The 18,669-nt window shown below is 64.0% G+C and carries 15 protein-coding genes, 1 tRNA gene and 1 pseudogene; 7 read left to right on the plus strand and 10 right to left on the minus strand.

Annotation, left to right across the window (positions count from 1 at the left end; all coding sequences use genetic code 11):
- The first annotated feature begins 505 nt into the window (after window positions 1-505).
- Together ubiD and K307_RS41640 are read left to right on the plus strand one after the other, a co-directional pair.
- A complete protein-coding gene (gene ubiD, locus K307_RS41635) occupies window positions 506-2,035 on the plus strand; it encodes a 4-hydroxy-3-polyprenylbenzoate decarboxylase (RefSeq protein ID WP_042886850.1) in 1,530 nt (509 codons plus the stop codon).
- A gap of 122 nt (window positions 2,036-2,157) precedes the next feature.
- Window positions 2,158-4,182, plus strand: coding sequence for an acetoacetate--CoA ligase (locus tag K307_RS41640; protein ID WP_051975414.1), 2,025 nt, complete (start codon window positions 2,158-2,160; stop codon window positions 4,180-4,182).
- A gap of 16 nt (window positions 4,183-4,198) precedes the next feature.
- Here K307_RS41640 and K307_RS41645 read toward each other — a convergent pair whose 3' ends face one another.
- Window positions 4,199-4,852: a glutathione S-transferase family protein gene (locus tag K307_RS41645; protein ID WP_042886852.1), complete on the minus strand. Its 654-nt coding sequence runs from the start codon at window positions 4,850-4,852 to the stop codon at window positions 4,199-4,201.
- 292 nt (window positions 4,853-5,144) lie between these two features.
- On the opposite strand from K307_RS41645, the gene K307_RS41650 reads away from it, so the two are divergent.
- A complete protein-coding gene (locus K307_RS41650) occupies window positions 5,145-6,359 on the plus strand; it encodes a polyhydroxyalkanoate depolymerase (RefSeq protein WP_042886853.1) in 1,215 nt (404 codons plus the stop codon).
- Between the two features lie 79 nt (window positions 6,360-6,438).
- Complete coding sequence (locus K307_RS41655; RefSeq protein WP_042886854.1) at window positions 6,439-7,338, plus strand: aldose epimerase; 900 nt, start codon at window positions 6,439-6,441, stop codon at window positions 7,336-7,338.
- A 22-nt stretch (window positions 7,339-7,360) separates the two neighbouring features.
- Here K307_RS41655 and K307_RS41660 read toward each other — a convergent pair whose 3' ends face one another.
- Both K307_RS41660 and K307_RS41665 read right to left on the minus strand, forming a co-directional pair.
- Window positions 7,361-7,738 (minus strand): DUF5594 family protein, encoded by a 378-nt coding sequence (locus K307_RS41660; protein WP_042886855.1) that lies wholly within the window; start codon window positions 7,736-7,738, stop codon window positions 7,361-7,363.
- Window positions 7,739-7,857: 119 nt separating this feature from the next.
- Window positions 7,858-8,163, minus strand: a complete 306-nt coding sequence (locus tag K307_RS41665; RefSeq protein WP_051975415.1) for a hypothetical protein — start codon at window positions 8,161-8,163, stop codon at window positions 7,858-7,860.
- Between the two features lie 262 nt (window positions 8,164-8,425).
- On the opposite strand from K307_RS41665, the gene K307_RS41670 reads away from it, so the two are divergent.
- Entirely contained in the window at window positions 8,426-9,286 is an 861-nt protein-coding gene (locus K307_RS41670; RefSeq protein WP_042886856.1) for a transglutaminase-like domain-containing protein, read from the plus strand.
- 500 nt (window positions 9,287-9,786) lie between these two features.
- Here the strand turns inward: K307_RS41670 and K307_RS41675 are convergent, their stop codons facing one another.
- From K307_RS41675 to K307_RS41695, 5 genes and pseudogenes are all read right to left on the minus strand, one after another.
- Complete coding sequence (locus K307_RS41675) at window positions 9,787-10,137, minus strand: DUF2958 domain-containing protein (RefSeq protein ID WP_042886857.1); 351 nt, start codon at window positions 10,135-10,137, stop codon at window positions 9,787-9,789.
- A 16-nt stretch (window positions 10,138-10,153) separates the two neighbouring features.
- Window positions 10,154-10,849, minus strand: coding sequence for a helix-turn-helix domain-containing protein (locus K307_RS41680; protein WP_042886858.1), 696 nt, complete (start codon window positions 10,847-10,849; stop codon window positions 10,154-10,156).
- 97 nt (window positions 10,850-10,946) lie between these two features.
- On the minus strand, window positions 10,947-12,317 hold the full coding sequence (locus K307_RS41685) for an MFS transporter (protein WP_051975416.1): 1,371 nt from the start codon (window positions 12,315-12,317) through the stop codon (window positions 10,947-10,949).
- A 169-nt stretch (window positions 12,318-12,486) separates the two neighbouring features.
- Complete coding sequence (gabP, locus tag K307_RS41690; RefSeq protein ID WP_042886859.1) at window positions 12,487-13,878, minus strand: GABA permease; 1,392 nt, start codon at window positions 13,876-13,878, stop codon at window positions 12,487-12,489.
- Between the two features lie 170 nt (window positions 13,879-14,048).
- Window positions 14,049-14,398 (minus strand): annotated as a pseudogene (locus K307_RS41695) (DUF2958 domain-containing protein).
- Between the two features lie 497 nt (window positions 14,399-14,895).
- On the opposite strand from K307_RS41695, the gene K307_RS47070 reads away from it, so the two are divergent.
- Both K307_RS47070 and K307_RS41700 read left to right on the plus strand, forming a co-directional pair.
- The gene (locus K307_RS47070; protein WP_080745395.1) at window positions 14,896-15,294 is read left to right on the plus strand and encodes a helix-turn-helix domain-containing protein; all 399 of its coding nucleotides are present in this window, start codon (window positions 14,896-14,898) and stop codon (window positions 15,292-15,294) included.
- 555 nt (window positions 15,295-15,849) lie between these two features.
- Window positions 15,850-15,924 (plus strand) — tRNA-Gly (locus tag K307_RS41700).
- Window positions 15,925-16,288: 364 nt separating this feature from the next.
- Here K307_RS41700 and K307_RS48350 read toward each other — a convergent pair.
- Both K307_RS48350 and mobH read right to left on the minus strand, forming a co-directional pair.
- Window positions 16,289-16,432: a hypothetical protein gene (locus K307_RS48350; RefSeq protein WP_155301375.1), complete on the minus strand. Its 144-nt coding sequence runs from the start codon at window positions 16,430-16,432 to the stop codon at window positions 16,289-16,291.
- Between the two features lie 259 nt (window positions 16,433-16,691).
- Entirely contained in the window at window positions 16,692-18,545 is a 1,854-nt protein-coding gene (mobH, locus tag K307_RS41705) for a MobH family relaxase (RefSeq protein WP_042886862.1), read from the minus strand.
- Between the last annotated feature and the right edge of the window lie 124 nt (window positions 18,546-18,669).

An 18,669-nucleotide genomic window follows, 5' to 3' on the forward strand; every position in this document is an offset into this window, starting at 1 on the left:
AACTGGAAACAGCGTACGCTCTGGGGGAGCGCACCCTGCCACGACAAACTCACTACTCCGGCACGCCGCCGGAGGCGACCGGTCGGCCCGCTCGGGTCCAGACATCGGTCCTTGCTGGAGGGACTTTCAAGCACGTTTTCTTTATGTGCACCCCTTGACACAGGGGGAAAATCCATGTTGCAACGCAACACTCCTTGAGCAAGACCGGATTGTAGGAACGCTGTTATATCTCGTCAAGAATAAAAACTACGTCTTATACTACTTTTAGTTATTTGTAACAATGGTCACCATGTCGGCATCGGATCACCCGATTGCCCGCAAACGCAGGCCTGGCCTTGGCTGGTCGCCGGGAAAAGTACGCTGTCAGAGACAAAAAACTTACAATTTACGCGGCTTCGCTTTGACGATTTTTTTTGCCGCGGCGCCGGTGAATGTGTATCGTCACCGACTTGGACGCCGTCTTGCGGACGCCTTCCCCCGGCCCCGCACCACAACAGAATTCACTATGCAATACAAAGACTTGCGCGATTTCATCGGCCAGCTCGAAGGCATCGGCGAGCTGCGGCGCATCGCCCGGCCCGTCGCGCCCAACCTGGAGATGACCGAAGTCTGCGACCGCCTGCTGCGCGCCGGTGGCCCCGCGGTCCTGTTCGAGAAACCCTCGGGTGCCGGCACCGATGGAGGTATCTATAGCGTCCCCGTGCTGGCCAATCTGTTCGGTACGACACACAGAGTCGCACTCGGCATGGGCGCCGAATCGATGGACGACCTGCGCGACATCGGCCGGGTCTTGTCAGCGCTGAAGGAACCGGAGCCGCCGCGCGGTTTGCGCGAGGCCGGCAAGCTCTTCACGCTCGCCAAATCTGTGTGGGATATGGCACCAAAGCGCGTCAGCAGCCCGGCTTGCCAGGAGGTGGTATGGGAAGGCAACGACGTCGACCTGGCGAAGCTGCCGATCCAGACGTGCTGGCCCGGCGATGCGGCGCCGCTGATCACGTGGGGCCTGGTGGTGACCAAGGGCCCGCACAAGAAGCGCCAGAACCTGGGCATCTACCGCCAGCAGGTGATCGGTCGCAACCAGGTCATCATGCGCTGGCTGGCGCACCGCGGCGGCGCGCTCGACTTCCGCGAGCATGCGCTGGCCAACCCCGGCAAGCCCTTCCCGATCGCGGTGGCGCTGGGCGCCGACCCGGCCACCATCCTGGGCGCGGTGACGCCGGTGCCGGATACGCTGTCCGAATACCAGTTCGCCGGCCTGCTGCGCGGCAGCCGCACCGCGCTGGCCGGCTGCCTCACGCCGACGCTGTCCGAGCTGAGCGTGCCCGCGTCGGCCGAGATCGTGCTCGAAGGCCATATCCAGCCCGACCCGAACCACCCCTCCGGCTACCAGCATGCGCTGGAAGGCCCGTACGGCGACCACACCGGCTACTACAACGAGCAGGACTGGTTCCCGGTGTTCACCATCGAGCGCATCACCATGCGGCGCGACCCGATCTACCACTCCACCTACACCGGCAAGCCGCCCGACGAACCGGCGGTGCTGGGCGTGGCGCTGAACGAGGTGTTCGTGCCGCTGCTGCAGAAGCAGTTCCCGGAGATCACCGACTTCTACCTGCCGCCCGAAGGCTGCAGCTACCGCATGGCGCTGGTGCGCATGAAGAAGCAGTACGCCGGCCATGCCAAGCGCGTGATGTTCGGCGTGTGGAGCTTCCTGCGGCAGTTCATGTATACGAAGTTCATCGTGGTGGTCGATGACGATATCGACGTACGCGACTGGAAGGAAGTGATCTGGGCCATCACTACCCGCGTCGATCCGAGCCGCGACACGGTGCTGGTCGACAACACGCCCATCGACTACCTCGACTTCGCCTCGCCCGTGTCCGGCCTCGGCTCCAAGATGGGCATCGACGCCACCGACAAGTGGCCCGGCGAGACCACGCGGGAATGGGGCACGCCCATCAGGATGGATGCCGCGGTCAAGGCAAAGGTCGACACCATGTGGGAATCGCTGTTCGAGCGGCCGGCAGGGAACTGACGGGCAGCCGAGCCCAAGCGCCGTTATCATGGCAGGCTGATGCCGGGTGCCGCCACAGGCGCCCGGAATAACCATCGCCACCATCCAATGCCCGCGCCAGACGGGCCCAAGGAGGAGGAGACATGAGCACCCCCGCCCCTCTCACCGAAGGGAACCTGATGTGGACGCCTTCCGAGGCGTTCCGCGACAGCAGCCAGATCGCCGCCTTCATGCGCTGGCTGCGGGCCGAGCGCGGGCTGGCCTTTGACGACTACGACGGCCTGTGGCAGTGGTCGGTTACCGAGCTGGAAGCCTTCTGGGACGCCGTGCACGCCTATTTCGACGTGCATTTCGACACGCCCGCGGCGCGGGTGCTGGATCGCCGCACCATGCCGGGCGCGCGCTGGTTCCAAGGCGCGACGTTGAACTACGTGCAACAGGTGTTCCGCCACGCCGGCAGCGGCGACGCGCGCCAGCGCGCCGCGATCCGCTACGCCGCCGAGGCGCAGCCGCTGGCCGAAGTGAGCTGGGCCACGCTCGAAGCCCAGGTCGCGTCGGTCGCGCATGCGCTGCGCCAGATGGGCGTGCAGCGCGGCGACCGCGTGGCCGGCTACCTGCCCAATATCCCCGCCACCATCGTCGCCTTCCTCGCCACGGCCAGCCTCGGCGCGGTGTGGTCCGGCTGCGCGCCCGACATGGGCCAGGTGGCGGTAACCGACCGCTTCCGCCAGATCGAACCCAGGGTCCTGATCGCCGTCGACGGCTACCGCTACGGCGGCAAGGCCTTCGACCGCACCCCGGTGGTGGCCGAACTGGTCGCCGCCCTGCCCTCACTGACCGACCTGGTGCTCGTGCCGCAGATCGGCAGCACCGCGCCGCCCCCCGCCGGTGTGCGCATGCATGCCTGGCCGGACGTGCTGGCGCACGACCTGCCGCTGGCGATCGAGCCGGTGCCGTTCGACCATCCGTTGTGGATCGTCTATTCGTCCGGCACCACCGGCATGCCCAAGCCGATCGTGCACGGCCATGGGGGCATCGTCATCGAGCAGCTCAAGCTGATGGCCTTCCATAACAACCTCGGCCCGGACGACGTCTTCCACTGGTACAGCAGCAGCGGCTGGATCATGTGGAACGCGCAGGTGGCCGGGCTGCTGCTGGGCACCACCATCGCGCTGTATGACGGCAACCCGGCTTTCCCGGATGCGGGCGTGCTGTGGCGCTTCGTCGACGATGCCGGCGTGACCATGTTCGGCGGCGGCGCGGCGTTCTTCACCAATTGCATGAAGGCCGGCATCGAGCCGGCGCGCATTGCCGACCTGTCGCGCCTGCGCGGGCTGGGCTCGACCGGCTCGCCGCTGCCGGTGGAGGCCTACGACTGGATCTACCGCCATGTGCGCGAAGACATCTGGCTGGTGCCGATGTCGGGCGGCACCGACTTCGCCGGATCGTTTGTCGCCGGCTGCCCGCTGTTGCCGGTCTACTCCGGCGAGATGCAGTGCCGCTGCCTGGGCGCCAAGGTGCAGGCCTTCGACGACAGCGGCCAGCCGCTGATCGACGAGGTCGGCGAACTGGTGTGCACGGAGCCGATGCCGTCGATGCCGCTGTTCCTGTGGGGCGACACCGATGGCAAGCGCTATCGCGACAGCTATTTCGACACCTATCCCGGCGCATGGCGGCATGGCGACTGGATCAAGATCACAAAGCGAGGCGGCGCGGTCATCTACGGGCGCTCGGACGCGACCATCAACCGGCACGGCATCCGCATGGGCACCAGCGAGCTGTACCGCGTGGTGGAAGACCTGCCGGAAGTGCTCGACTGCATGGTGGTCGACCTGGAATACCTGGGCCGCGAATCCTATATGCCGCTGTTCGTCGTGCTGCGTGAAGGCTTGGTGTTGGACGATGCACTGCGCGACACACTGCGCGCGCGCATCCGCGACGCACTGTCGTCGCGCCACGTGCCCAACGAAATCGTGCAGGTGCCAGGCGTGCCGCGCACGCTGTCGGGCAAGAAGATGGAAGTGCCGATCAAGAAGTTGCTGCTCGGCCATGCGCCGCAGAGCATCGCCAACCGCGACGCGATGGCCAACCCGGATACGCTCGACTGGTACTTCGACTACGCCGCGCGTTTCCTGAAGGCGCGGCAAGCCGAATCCACCACGGTGTAGCGTTAGCGCGCGGCCGCTAGAACTCCACATCCAGTTCGCTGATTTCGTCGGGTTCCTCGCGCGCCGCCGCAATCCATTCCTGCAGCTCCGGCATCGCCAGGATCTGCTTGCAATAGGCGACCGGCTCCGGATCGAGCATCACGCCGTACGTGACAAAGCGCGTCACCACCGGCGCGTACATGGCGTCCGCCATGGTGCGCGTGCCGAACAGGTAAGGCCCGCCGTAGCGCGTCAGGCATTCGGTCCAGATCGCCGTGATGCGGTCGATGTCCGCCTGCGCACGCGACCACACCTTCATCCCCGGGAAATGCCCTTTCAGGTTCATCGGCAGCGCCGAGCGCATCGCGGCAAACCCTGAGTGCATCTCGCCACAAATGGCGCGGCAGTGAGCGCGCGCGGCGCGGTCTTCCGGCAGCAGGCCGGCCTTGGGGCGGATCTCGTTCAGGTATTCGGCGATCGCCAGCGTGTCCCACACCGTCACGCCCTGGTGGCGCAGGCAGGGAACGAGGATCGACGGGGACAGCAGCAGGATCTCGGCACGCGCCGCGGCGTCGTCGGGCGGCACCAGCACTTCCTCGAATTCCAGGCCGGCAAAGCGCGCCAGCAACCAGCCGCGCAACGACCACGAAGAATAGGTCTTGCTGCTGATTGTGAGTGTGGTCTTGCTCATCACGCCTCCTTAGCCGCGCCTCGGAGCCCGCCGGCGCGTTCGCGATATCGGTGTCGCATCCTGAGGCCAGCGCGCCGCGCACCTATGCGGTGCGCTCATGCGGCACCAGTCTGACGCGGCGGCCCGGTTCGTGCCACAATGCGGCGCGATACAGCTGCCGCAGGCGCATCTTGCACAACTTGTGCACGCTCGTGCCCGCCTTTCGCGTGGCACCGCGCAAAGCGCGTGCCAAGCGCGTGCCGATGGCATATATATTGCGGCATACGGAAACCAGAATGACGGGGGCCGAGCGATGCTGTACCAGGCGTACCAGACCTACGCGGACATGATACTGCCGGCGTGCACGGTGGCGGAGTTGGCTGCCGCGACGCTGGCGGCGAGCCCCAGGCCAGCCGGTTTCGACGCCGCGCACCGCCTGCACGCGGTCTGCGAGCTCATCGCGCTGGCGCGGCTCACGCACCACCGGCCCGCCTTCGGCATCGACAGCGCAACTGTTGGTGGACGGCCGGTGCAGGTCACCGAGGAGGTCGTCGCGCGCACGCCGTTCTGCTCGCTGCTGCACTTCCGCCGCCACGGCATCGTCGGCCAGCCGCGCGTGCTGCTGGTGGCGCCAATGTCCGGTCACTTCGCCACGCTGCTGCGCGGCACGGTCCAGACCATGCTGGCCGACCACGACGTCTATATCACCGACTGGCACAACCCCCGCGACATTCCCTTGCTGGCCGGGCGCTTCGGCTTCGATGAATTCGTGCAACACCTGATCGGCTTCCTGCAAGCGTTGGGCGGCGGAACACACGTGGTGGCCATTTGCCAACCTACCGTGGCGGCGCTGGCGGCGGCGGCCATCATGGCCGAGGACGGCGACCCCGCCCAGCCGCCCAGCCTGACGCTGATGGCCGGCCCCATCGACGCGCGCGTCAACCCAACCAAGGTCAACGAGCTGGCCACCAGCCGGTCCCTCGACTGGTTCGAGCGCACGCTGATCGGCATGGTGCCGCTGCGCTTTGCCGGCGCGGCGCGGCGCGTCTACCCGGGCCACGTGCAGTTGCTGGCCTTCATGAGCATGAACCTGGAGCGGCACGAACAGGCGCTGCGCGAGCTCTACGCGCTGCGCGAGCGCGGCGAGCACGACAAGGCCGACACCATCCGCGACTTCTACATCGAGTACTTCGCCACCATGGACCTGACGGCGGAGTTCTACCTGGAAACCGTCAGCCTGATCTTCCAGCGCTTCCTGCTGGCGCAGGGCCTGCTCGACGTGGGCGGGCGCCGTGTGAGCACGCGCGCCATCCACCGCACCGCGCTACTCACCGTCGAAGGCGAGCGCGACGACATCTGCGCGATCGGCCAGACCGTGGCCGCGCAGGAGCTGTGCACCGACCTGCCTCCCTACATGCGCATGCATCACGTGCAGACCGGGGTCGGGCACTATGGGGTATTCAACGGCAGGCGGTGGGAGACGCAGGTGTATCCGCTGGTGCGCAGCACCATCTACACCACCAGCTGAGACCGCTGCCGCCAGCGCGCTGGCTTATCATGGCGGCTGCGCCGGGCGGCACGCGACCGGCGCTGCGCCAACGATCAACATGCCATTGCTTCCGACACAAGACTTCCAGGGCCAGCCGCTGGTCCGGGTCGGCGATGCCGACTCCTTCCTGCTGCTGGCCCCGCGACACGGCGGCCGCCTGGTCCGCTGGGTGCATCGCGGGCAAGACATCCTCCACTGGCCCGGCAACGCCGACTGGAGCCGCCCGGCCAAGGTGCGCGGGGGCAACCCGCTGCTGTTCCCGTTTATCGGCAGGCATTTCGTCGAGGGCAATGCCGGACAATGGCGGGACGAGAGCGGTGTCGTGCATACGCTGGCGCAGCATGGCTTTGCACGCGACCTACCCTTCGACATCAGCGCCATCGATGCACAGGCGATCACCATGACGCTGCGCGAGGGCGATGCGACGCGGGCGGGCTACCCGTACGCGTTTGTCTTCGACGCGGTCTACGCTCTGCTGCCTGACGGGCTGGAAGTCACGCTGCGCACCACCAATACCGGCGAGCGGCGCCTGCCCTGCTACCCGGGCCATCATTTCTATTTCGCCTTGCCGCACACGCAGCGCGCCTCCGCGTCCCTGGGATTGGCCCGCGCCGATCGCGTGCGCCAGTTGCCCGATGGCAAGCCTGGCCCCGCCGAAGCCGGCGAGACGACATACCGGCTCGACGATCCACGCCTGCAGGACACCTTCCACGTCTTTACCGACGGCCCCGCCGCCACGCTGGCGATGCCCGCTCGCACCATCGCCTTCGAACTCGACCTCCCCGGCAGCGCATCGTGGCATGCCGTGACGACGTGGTCCGAGAGCGAGGCTTCGGACTTCTACTGTGTGGAACCGTGGGTGGGACTGCCCGATGCCATCCACCACGGCCACGGGCTGCGGTGGATCGAACCGGGGCAAACGGAAAGCGCGGTGTGCCGGCTGCGGGTATCGGCCTGACAAACCGCGCCTGCGTGGCGCTTCAGTGCTCGAAATCCAGCCCGCCGATCAGGATCGCCGGGTCCACCTGCGACAGCGAGCCAAAGTCGATGCCGCGCGGCTCCTGCCACGCGCGCAGCTTGCCCGGCAGCGCCGCGAGATAGCCAGCAAAGCGCGCCTCGCCACCGGTCGCGAACAACCGCTGCACTTCGAGCCCGTCCCAGGCCAGGGTGATGTCGAGGGCAAATGGATGGCGCCGCAGGTCGGCCGGCCCGTCGCCAGTCAGGCGCAGGCGCGCGGGCCGGTTTGGGCCATCGGCCGGCAAGGTGTGGAGCTGCACGCGCCGATGCAGCTTGCCGATGGTCTCGGCAATGCGCGGCAGACATTCCGCTTCAAAGCGGGCGAAAAGATCCGTGGTCAAGGTGTGGGCGTCCTGACGTTGCGGGTTGGGCTATGGCATCACGCTGCCGTGCGCCAGATTGCCAGCAACTATACGCTGGCCCGCAGTGTCAATCGACGCCTGTGGCCGCGGCCAGTACTTCAACCTTGGTTGGCCTCGCCACTACGGCTGGCAGCCTGCTGCTGTGCATCGAATGTCGCGATATCGTCGCGAGCCTTGGCGAGTCCATGGTCAAGGGCGGATTCCACGGTCGGGAAAAGGTCCGTACCCACGTTGAGCTCATAGGAGTTCACCGTCAGAAAACCCGGGCGTACCGGGGTACCGTCGGTGCGCGCCAGGGTGTACCGCACAGAGTATCCCGTGACCTTGCCGAACTCGCCGGCCTCGCATTTTGGCTGCGCCTGGATCGAAACCAGATACTGGCCAACGACAACTTCTCTTTGCATGGCTACCTCCGTTCCATGGGACAGGTCGTTGCCCGGCGGAAAAAGCTTGGCAGCGAGCTGCCGCCATCGGCAGTATAGGTGCCCGCCATGGCCTTTCCGGCCACCAGTAAGATGCCGGCATGAGGCCCGGCCCGCACCCGGACTGGCGCAACGCGCCCTTGCCGCGCGTACGGCAGCACTACACTGGAAACGCACACAGCGCCGTTTTCCTCATCCCGGGGAACCGCCTTCTTGTGGCAGTCCTCGCCAACCGGACCACCAGATGAACCGACTCAGGTATGCGGTAAGCCTGTCCTACGAGGTCCTCGATCCTATGGCAGACTTCCTGCTCAATATCGAAGCCGCGAGCACGCCCAGGCAGTCCATCGTTTCGGAGCATCTGACGATTCCGCCCGCGATCGAGGCTGCCCGCTACACCGACCCGGTACTGGCCAACCGGCTGCTCAGGCTGCGCGCGCCACAGGGGCGTCTCGGCATCCGCTATGAGGCGATCGTCGACATCGCTCATCACCTCGAAGATGGCAATAAGCTGTCGGAGGTGCCCATCGCCGAGCTGCCCTCCGATGTCCTGCCATACCTGGCGCCAAGCCGCTACTGCGAATCCGACCGCCTGATGGAATTCGCCAACCGCGAGTTCGGCGGCATGCACCCGGGCTATTCACGCGTTTACGCCATCCGCGAGTGGGTACGCAATCACGTGCGCTTCCTGTCGCGCTCCACCAACGAACGCACCTCCGCGGCCGATACCATCGTGGAGCGCACCGGGGTCTGCAGGGATTTCGCCCACCTGATGATCGCCCTGTGCCGTGCGCTGAGCATCCCGGCGCGCATGTCCAGCAGCCTCGACTACGGCGCGGATGTGCGCATGGGGGCGCCGGATTTCCATGCGGTGGTGGAGATCTACCTGTCGCACCGCTGGTACCTGCTGGATCCTTCGGGGATTTCCATCCCCACGGGACTGCTTCGCATCGGCACCGGCCGGGATGCCGCGGACATACCGTTTGCCGCCATATTCGGCAAGGTGGAATCCGAGCGGCCGTTGGTAGAGATCGAGCCGCTGACGGACGCGGCGGCCGGGATCGGATTGCCGGTCTTTACGCCAAAGGCGATTTCCACCTGGTAAGACACTGCATTTTTAGTGCCTTATATGCCACTTATTCTGGTAATGGGCACACATACCGCCAGCGCTTTCCCCAGAAATCCGCATAGAATCCCGGGTTGGCGGGCGTCGTATCATGGCTATTACCTTAGCTTCCCAAGCTTTCAAGGTATCTGGCACTGGTGCGGTTCTCCGGTAAATTCCCGCTGGAAATTTCCGGCTTTGCATACCGGTTATCCCGCTTCCCGCCCTAAGGCTCTTCACGAACTGCATAGCAAAAATTGCCCACATCGGGACCCTGAAAAAGGCATCCGCTCGCGTCGAACTTCTACCATCCAGGGATCACGTAATACGCTGCCTGATATCCACCTACGCTGGCGAAGGCGTCGTCTGATCTGCATCTGACAGACATGGCAGGCGCAATGCCGCCCCGTGACGCGGTAATACCGCACCACAGAAGAGAAGAGACATAGGGCGCCGCAGCAGCCTGTGTCAGGCCGGCCCACCTGGGCCAGCCGGTTCGATCAGTCGATGATCGAACCGTTGAGCTGAGCCAGCTGCGCGTACGCCGATAACGGCCGTGTTGGCCGGAAGTACAGATCGCGAAGAATCGACTGTTTGAGCGGCCCGACGATGGATGCAAGGTCGGACAGCTTCACATGGCCGAGTTCGGGCATGCCGATACCCACGTCGTACAGGCCGTAGGCGGTGTCACCATCAGCCGGGTCGAGCGCTGCCAGTAGCCAGGTCGCATGCGCGTCCGGAGTAAACAGTCGCACCACAGGCAGCGGGTCGCCAGCATGGCCGGCTGCGTACGCTTGGCCGTTTGCGAGCAGTTGCGCGCGTTGTTCGGCGGTAATAAGGGGCTGGATCATGGTCGTTGCCTCCTGCCTACAGGCGGATGCCGGCAGACTCTGGCGTTGCGAATAGCTCGGGTTCCTTGCCGAGCGGAAAGCCGATCACGTAGAGGACATTAACTGGCATAGGCGTGCTGTCCGGGTCGGATCCCCACTTCACCAGCACCGCGCGCTCGGCGTAGCGTAGCGAGATGCCAAGCGTCTTGAGCACGTCGATGTTGGCTTGCATCTCGTCGTACACCTCTAACTTCTGCGTTTCGGTGTAGGCATCGGCGCAATCCCTGTAGTTGCGGAAATATTCCATCAGCGCGGCGAAGCGTTCGTCCACTTCGCGGCTCATCTCGAAAGCCAGTTCCGACATGACCATTGGGCAGGTCTCCGCCAGCTTGGCCAACTGCTTACCCGTGGTCAGCGGAATCGCCGCGAAGGTGTCGTGCTCTTGGTCGAACTGTTCTTGCGCAGCCTTGAGTTCGTCTTCGGATGGAATGGCGAATGGCTTGTTGAGCGCGTCGATGTCCGCGAACTCGAACGCGCTGGCAAGGGCGCGGCGGGTGTCGAGGCAGGCGGACCAACCTTGCTCGACGCGCTGAATGGATCGCACGTTGAGCCCGGAGATGGCGGCCAACTGCTCCTGTGACCATTGCCGCGCATCGCGGAACACCGTGATGCACACAGCCAGCTCGGCGGGCGTCAGCAGGCGGACTTGTTGCGTGTTTTCAGTAGCGTTCATTTCGTAGCTCCATCGTTATCGACCGACGTGGCCAGGTATGGCGAGCCAGAGGCAAGGCGACAGGAAGCCGACAGCCAGCCGACCAGCCCGGAAACAGTCACCGACCCGTGCTAGCCACGCCATTGCGCATGGCATGGCCGCACTTGGTTAGTGGCCAGAGCGCTAGCGAGAACCCGACAGCTGCCAGACCTGCCACGTAGTGAGCAGGTGCCATGGTGTCGTGCTGTAGCCAGAGCGTGAGGAGAATCGGCGTGAGGCCGCCAAAGACGGCGTACGACATGTTGTAGGCAAACGAGAGGCCAGTGAAGCGCACCGGTGCGGGAAAGGCGCGCACTGCGGCAATCGGCACGGTGGCGATGGTGCCGACAAACAGGCCCAGCAGCCCGTAATGCCAGAACAACGTGGCAGGCGTGCCCGGCAGGCTGCTGTAGAAAAGGTAAGCGGCCGCGAACAGGCCGCCCCAGCCGATAAGCATGACGGCGCGGGTGCCGATGCGGTCGCTCGCCCAACCGACGATCACGCAGCCGATGGTTAGCGTCAGGGTGGCGAAAGCATTGGTCTCGAGCGCGAGCGCGGCGGGAATGTGGTGCACCTTCTGGAGGTAGGCGGGCGTGTATAGCACCACCACGACGATAGTGGTAGAAAGTACCCAGGTCAGCAGGGCGACGAACAGGCTGGCCGAGCGGTGCTCGCGCAGCACGGTGCGGATTGGCAATTCGCGCGCCAGGTTGCTGCGGCTAGCCAACTCGCGGAACACGGGTGTCTCGTGCAGAAACCGGCGCAGGTACACGGACACCAGTCCGAACACGCCGCCCAGGATGAAGGGAATGCGCCAGGCGAAATCGCTCACCTGCGCAGGCGAGTAATGGCGATTGATGGCGACGGCAACGAGCGAACCCAGCAGAATGCCGCCGGTGATGCCAGACGTCAGCGTGCCGATGCCGAAACCGTAATGCCGGCTCGGCACGTGTTCGCCGACAAACACCCAGGCACCGGGCATCTCGCCACCGATGGCCGCGCCCTGCAGCACGCGCATCGCCAGCAGCAGCAGCGGCGCCGCTACGCCGATGCTGGCGTAGGTGGGCAGCAGGCCGATAATCAGCGTGGGCGCGGCCATCAGCAAGATCGAGAGGGTGAACATGCGCTTGCGGCCGAGCCGGTCACCAAAGTGTGCAATCACGATGCCGCCCAGCGGGCGTGCCAGGTAACCAGCGGCGAAGATGCCGAACGTCTGCAGTTGCCGCAGCCAGTCTGGCATGTTGGCCGGGAAGAATAGCGCCCCCAGCACAGTGGCGAAGAAGACGTAGATGACGAAGTCGTAGAACTCAAGCGTGCCGCCGAGGGCGGCAAGGGCCAGGGTCTTGTAGTCGCGAGCATTTAGCCTGCGTGGCGGTGCAGTGCCGTCCGGTGCGTCCAGGGAAATCTCATTGAGCTCTCCGAGTGTGGTCACGTTCAGGTCTCCTTGCATAGTGGTTTGTACGCCGCCGGTCAGTACCCGGCTTCGTGTGGGTCTTGCGGGCCGCCACAGTGGGCAAGTCGGTTCGCTCAGCGGTTCGCTCAGTCGACTTTCGAGCCATTGGCCCGTGCCAGGCTGGTGTACTCACCTAACGCCCGCGTGGGCCGAAGAAGGTACCGGTTCAGAGGCTGTCATCGATCGCAAATGCACGCCCGACTGCGCTTCGGTTACGCGCATTTTGCCAAGCGCCAGCCAGCACACCCGCAAGCAGCGTCGCTGTCGCGAGAACTTCCATGCGATGGGCGGGATGCCAGACCATGGCCGCGAGGACACCGAGAATCACCACGACAACCGACCACGTCAACCACGGGTAGCACCACATACGCAGCGGCAGCTCTGCCGCGCGTCGTTCTAGTACTGCGCGCATGCGCAACTGCGATATCGCGATCACGAGGTACACCAGCAGCGCCACGGCGCCTGAGGTAGCCAGCAGGAACGCGAAGACGCCTTCTGGCATCAGGTAGTTCGCCAGCACGCACACGAAGCCGAATGCGGTGGAAACCAGTACCGCAGCGCGCGGTGTGCCACACGCGGCAGTCCGGCTTAGGCCGCTCGGGGCATCGCCCCGCGTCGACAGCGAGAACAGCATGCGGGAGGCAGTGTAGAGCGCCGAGTTCAGGCAGCTCATTACCGCTATCAGAACAATGACGTCGACAATAGCCTTGGCGTGCGGCACGCCGAGGATCTCCAGCGCGCGCTGGTACGCCCCATGGGTGACGAGCAGCGGGTCATTCCACGGCACCAGTGCAACAACAATGAAGATCGAGCCCAGGTAGAACAGCGAAATGCGCCACACCACCGATCGCGTCGCGCGCACGATTTGCCGGGCCGGGTGTTCCGCTTCGGCCGCCGCAATGGTGACGATCTCCGCCCCCATGAATGCGAACATCGTTGTCAGGACGACAGCGATGACAGCATTTGCGCCATTCGGCATGAACCCGCCATAGTCAACCAGCCGCGCCACGCCCGATACCTGAGCCCCCGGAAGCAAACCCAGCACCGCCAGACCGCCTACGGCAATGAACGCCACGATGGCGACCACCTTGATGAGCGCGAACCAAAATTCAAACTCGCCGTAGTTCCTGACCGAGAACAGATTGGTGCCGGTCAGCGCGAGCGTGATCGCCAGCGCAAACATCCACTGGGGTACGGCAGGCAACCAGCCGTTCAGAATTGCCGCCGCCGCTGTCGCTTCAATCGGGATCACCAGGACCCAGAACCACCAGTACAGCCAGCCAATCGTGAAACCGGCCCAATGTCCGATGGCGCCGTCCGCGTAGGTCGAAAACGATCCGGTATCCGGCTGTGCCACAGCCATCTCGCCCAGCATGCGCATGACCAGCACCACCAGCAGCCCGGCAACGGCATAGGCCAGCAGCGCGGCCGGGCCGGCTTCGGCGATAGCTCGCCCGGAGCCTACAAACAGTCCGGCGCCGATGACGCCTGCAATCGAAACCATCGTGACGTGACGCGGCTTGAGTCCATGGCTCAGCCCTTTCCCTGACGGGTTCATGTCTCTCTCCTCGGTGAAGCGCGACCCACATGAGCCGCTACCTCGGTGCCCCTTTGACATGGAAATTCCCCGCGCTCGCGTTGCAGCATGCAGCGGTTGCTTGACCTCAAATGCGGTATGCCGCATCGCATTGACGCGAACAACGGGGGTTCTGCAGATTGCCCACTCGATCAATCGACGATCGACCCACTGGACTGTGCCAGCCGAGCGTACTCGCCTAACGACCGCGTTGGCCGAAAGTACCGATCACGAAGAATCGGTTGTTTGCGCGGCCCCACGATGGATGCAAGGTCGGACAGCTTTACATGGCCGAGCTCGGGCATACCGATACCCACGTCGCACAGGCCGTAGGCGGTGTCACCATCGGCCGGGTCGAGCGCGGCCAGTAGCCAGGTCGCATGCGCATCCGGGGTAAACAGCCGCACCACAGGGAGCGGGTCGCTAGCGTGGCCAGCTGCGTACACTTTGCCGTTTGCGAGCAATGCGCGCGTTGTTCCGCGGTAATAAGGGGTTGGATCATGGTCGTTGCCTCCTGAAAGGTCCGCTCCACGGCGGAGCGAGGAGAACTGGGGCATGCCCTTAGCGCGGGCCGTCACCCCCCAAACCGGGCCGGTGCGGGCCGGTGCGGGCCGGCGTTGACGGCAAGCGGCGTGCGCCAGCGTTGAGCACTTTCACGCGGTGGAGTGAATCGTAATGGCGGTCATTACCGGCACGAAACCCAGCAAACGCGGATGAGCTTGCCGGGGCCTCACAGGAGTGCCAAGCAGGATCCACGCATCCCGTATGCACGGACAACCAGACTGCCTTCTCAAAGGCAGCCTCCACTACTGCTGCCTCGGCGGTAGCAATGTCGGCCCCGCTCGATGTTCCGTAGCTTCAGTCCCCCGGCCGCCACCGTTGGTGGCGGCATCGGTACTCCACCTTATCCTAAGCCGAGCGAAAAATCAACCATATTGGCCTGCTTTATTCCATTTAGGATGTTCATCGCAAATGGAATAGAAACCACCATTGTGTCCTATGCCTATTCGATCAACACCATTTGGCGAAGATGCACAGGACGCAGCCATTGCGGCCCGTGTTGGATCTGCTATTGCCGAGCAACGACGTGCTCGCGGCCTGACTCAGGCGAAGCTGGCGGAGATGATCAACCTGGAACAGGAAGCGGTCAGCCGCTGGGAACGCGGCACTCGTGTTCCAACGCTATATCGCCTCCAGCAACTCAGCGATGCACTGGAATGCACGGTAGATGATCTATTGCGTCGGGGCTCAAGGCATGTTGATGACCAGACTGCTGTGGTGTCAGATGCCTTGAAGGACCTAGAGCCGGACGAACGAGCGCTTGTGATCAGCTTTGTTCAGCAGTTCACTGATCTCCTGCGGTCCAAACATTCCTTGCGCAGTCCACGGCGCAAGTGACGCTCACATGCAATAGCGAGCAGATGCTACTGACCTTGCCGACCTTAAGCATTCCAGATTCGACGCACCATTTCGCCAGCAAGGCTGCCCGCCTCGAAGCCGGCAATATCTCGCACAGGTCGGTCTAAAAAAATTGCCATAGGAAAGGTCAGACCCGAAGTGTTCGCTCACAATCTCCGCAAGGACGTGCTCTTGGTCTGGAGACCGCACGGAAAAGCTTGTACCCGATGCGGTTGTCATCCCCCGCCTTATCAGCTATCCGGATGGCACAACAGATAAGGCGGTTCATATACTGGGCGCCCCGGTGAGGTTCCGGGTGTCAGCGGCCCTACTCTGATCAGCAGAGCGAGATGCCGCGATGACACCATCGACCCGGGCACGGACGTTTACGGCTACTGCCCCTTTGGCGGCGACCAGACGTCCTGACGGCGAAGCGGCACAACTACGGCGCGCCAAGCGGGTAGCGCCAACATAGTGAATTGCGGAACTGGGGCCGGATTGCGGAAATTTGGCGGTCCGCCGAATCGTGCTAGAATCCGCTCCCAGTAAGCCATAGCGGGCGTCGTATAATGGCTATTACCTTAGCTTCCCAAGCTAAAGACGTGGGTTCGATTCCCATCGCCCGCTCCACTTCAACTTTCCAAAAACTTCCATTGGAAGGTCTTGTAAGTCACTGATCTCGTTAAGATTTTGATCCAGTGACGTCCAGCGAAATCCACTGACAGCCGGGCCCTGACCGGTACATTTGGTGGTACATCAATGCGGTGAGCAGCCTTCGCGCATGGTTGCTGGAGAAGCCAGGGGGTCCGGTAACGAACATGGTACCCATCTCGCTTTCCAGGAGTTGGACTCATGTTCACAGACAGGACGGTCCGGCAGGCCAAGGCCACCAGCAAGCCGTACACCATCGCCGATTTCGACGGCCACTCCCGTATCGGCCAACGGCGCCAAGGCTTGGCACTTCCGCTACCCTTGAATATCAGCGCGCCCGCATTTACAAATGGCGCAGCCAGCCGATCGTGTCGCGGCCTTCGTTGAAGGCGTCAAGCGTTCCGAGTCGGTTTAATAGGCCGCAGAAGATGTCATAGTCGTCTCGCGCCATGCCATGTAGCGGGCAGACGCGGCGCATCGCAATCATGAGCGGATCGGTCTGGGCTGCGCCTATGTCGTCGCGTTCCAGCGTCGTGGAAGAACACCTGCCCATTGCAGACCGAGAACTCACAGGACCGCGGAAGCGACGGACCTGATGCTACAGCTCGTCGCCGCTGGGCGGGGCGTTTCAGCCTTGCCGGATTGACTTGTACTTGAAAGAGGAAGCAGACCTTCCAATTCGTGCGGTACGGCTCGGAAAGCGCGGCAGCACCATGGAAGATGCCCACTGCGCAAGCTTATGCTGTTTAGGTCGGGACCACACGCGGTGACTCCTGCCCAGAACCGGCGGACGGGGATAGCGACAGGTAAGGGTTGTTCGGCGGCATATCGGAGAACAGGACTCGCGGGTCTTCCAACAGGTAGCCGTGAAGTCTCCGCGACTTCCGCGGCCCCGTGACTGCGCAAGTCCAGATGTTCAGGCCGTCCTGCTGCTTGCGGTGCAGTTGCAGCTTTTCGAACCGTTTCTGCACCCATTGCCAATCTGCCAATTGGTCTTGCTTGGTAAGGAAAGCGGTCTTGGGATGTTCTTGGGCATAGCGCTGGAACACACCGGGACTGACCAGATAGACGGTATCGGCGACCGTATGCACCAATGCCTTGGCGTCATTGATGATGAGCGCGCGCTCTTCGATGCGCCGCCGCAGCCAGGCAACAAAATGCTCGCCTGACGGCGTTTCCTCCTGCCCCGAAGTCAACGCGGGCGCGAGCGGCACCGAGCCGGTCGGCGCCCTCGACTCTCCGGACTCGAGGGTCCGGTCGTCCAGAGCCGGGGGATGGAATTCGGTGGCTGATAAGGAAGCAGCCGACGCCGCGCCGGGAGCGACGAGCAGATCCAGCAACGCTTCGACGCCATCGCCCGTTGGCTGGCTGGCTGACGACGGCCCAGATGCGGGCGAACTCGCAGCGATTGGCAGGGATGCGAGAATCATTGCCTCTCCCTCCCCCTCTTCCTGCACCACCGTCACCGTACCGGTGAACGATGGTGGCCGATCATCACCTTCCCAGACCAGGGAGGGCGCGAGGCGCAGGAGCGTGAAGGTATGGGACCAGCCGGCGTCGCTCGTAACAGTTCCCTTCCAGATCGCCTTGCCGTCCGGCGTGGCCAAGGCGATACCGTGATCCTGCAGCACGTTGAACACAGCCGTGTTGCTGGCCGGAATCCCGTCGATGCCCTGCGACAACAGGTGCGCGCGCAGCTTGTCGGAAACAGTCTTGCTCACCAGCCAGAGCGCGTCTTGGGTCAACCAGCCGTCCGAAGCCTGAGGCTGGTTCAGCTTGAACTCCTCCTTGAGCAAGTAGCGCAGGCCGTCCAGCAACTTGCGCTGTAGCGCGTTCCTGGGCGCAGCCAGAGCCTTGCTCGGATCGCCGCCGAGTTCCTGCGCGACCGAGGCCTGATCGGCCTGAACCACCAGCTCGCCCAGCGTGCCGGCGCGCTCGTACTGGCCGGCCAGGACGTAAAGCAAGGCGGACCACAAGTCGGGATACCCACTCAGCCAGTCGAAGATGTCCGTATCGAGCACGCGTGCGTACAGCAACCCGGTTGCAGCACCGTGAAGCCGATACTCGCGATCCTTGCGGTAGCGGAAGCGGTACGGCCGCCGCAGCGGGCCATGCCAGGGGTGCCAGACAGTGCCGTCCCCATACTCGACATGCAGATCCACGGCGATCTTGCCGACATCGTGCAGCAGTGCCGCGTAGGCGGTCCCTGCGGTCCAGGCCTCGGCCTGCGCGGCTTGGGCTTCCGGCGTGGCGCCGGCCGGCAGGAGATGGGATTGTCGCAACTTCAGTGCGTAGGCCACGATTTCCAGGCCGTGGTCCAGCATGCCTCCTGGGTAGGCATGGTGATGGCTTTCCGAGGCGGGGAACTGCTGGACCAGTTCGGCGTAGCGTTCCAACGGTGCGAGGTACAACGTCGCGAACAGGTCACGGGAGACGGACGTGCGCTGCCAAATGTGCTCCAGCAGCTTCTGCCGGCGAGGCGTCGCCAGCAGGGACGCGGCCGATTCCGGTCGCGTCAGCCCTTTAGGAGGCTCGATGGTGGGCGTGGACGGAGTGTCGGTGTTTGGCGGCACTCTTCTGCGTAAGAACAACGAGAGCATGGCGAATCCCGGATGATGGGCAGATCAGGGACGCCTTTTGGCCTTTTCGGGATGGCCATTCACCTTACTCACCAGTCCGTAAATAAAGCGACAAAAATTGGAACCTCGTGACGACCGTTTAGTC

Origin of the sequence: Cupriavidus necator A5-1 (assembly GCF_000744095.1) — a bacterium.
GTDB lineage: Bacteria > Pseudomonadota > Gammaproteobacteria > Burkholderiales > Burkholderiaceae > Cupriavidus > Cupriavidus necator_A.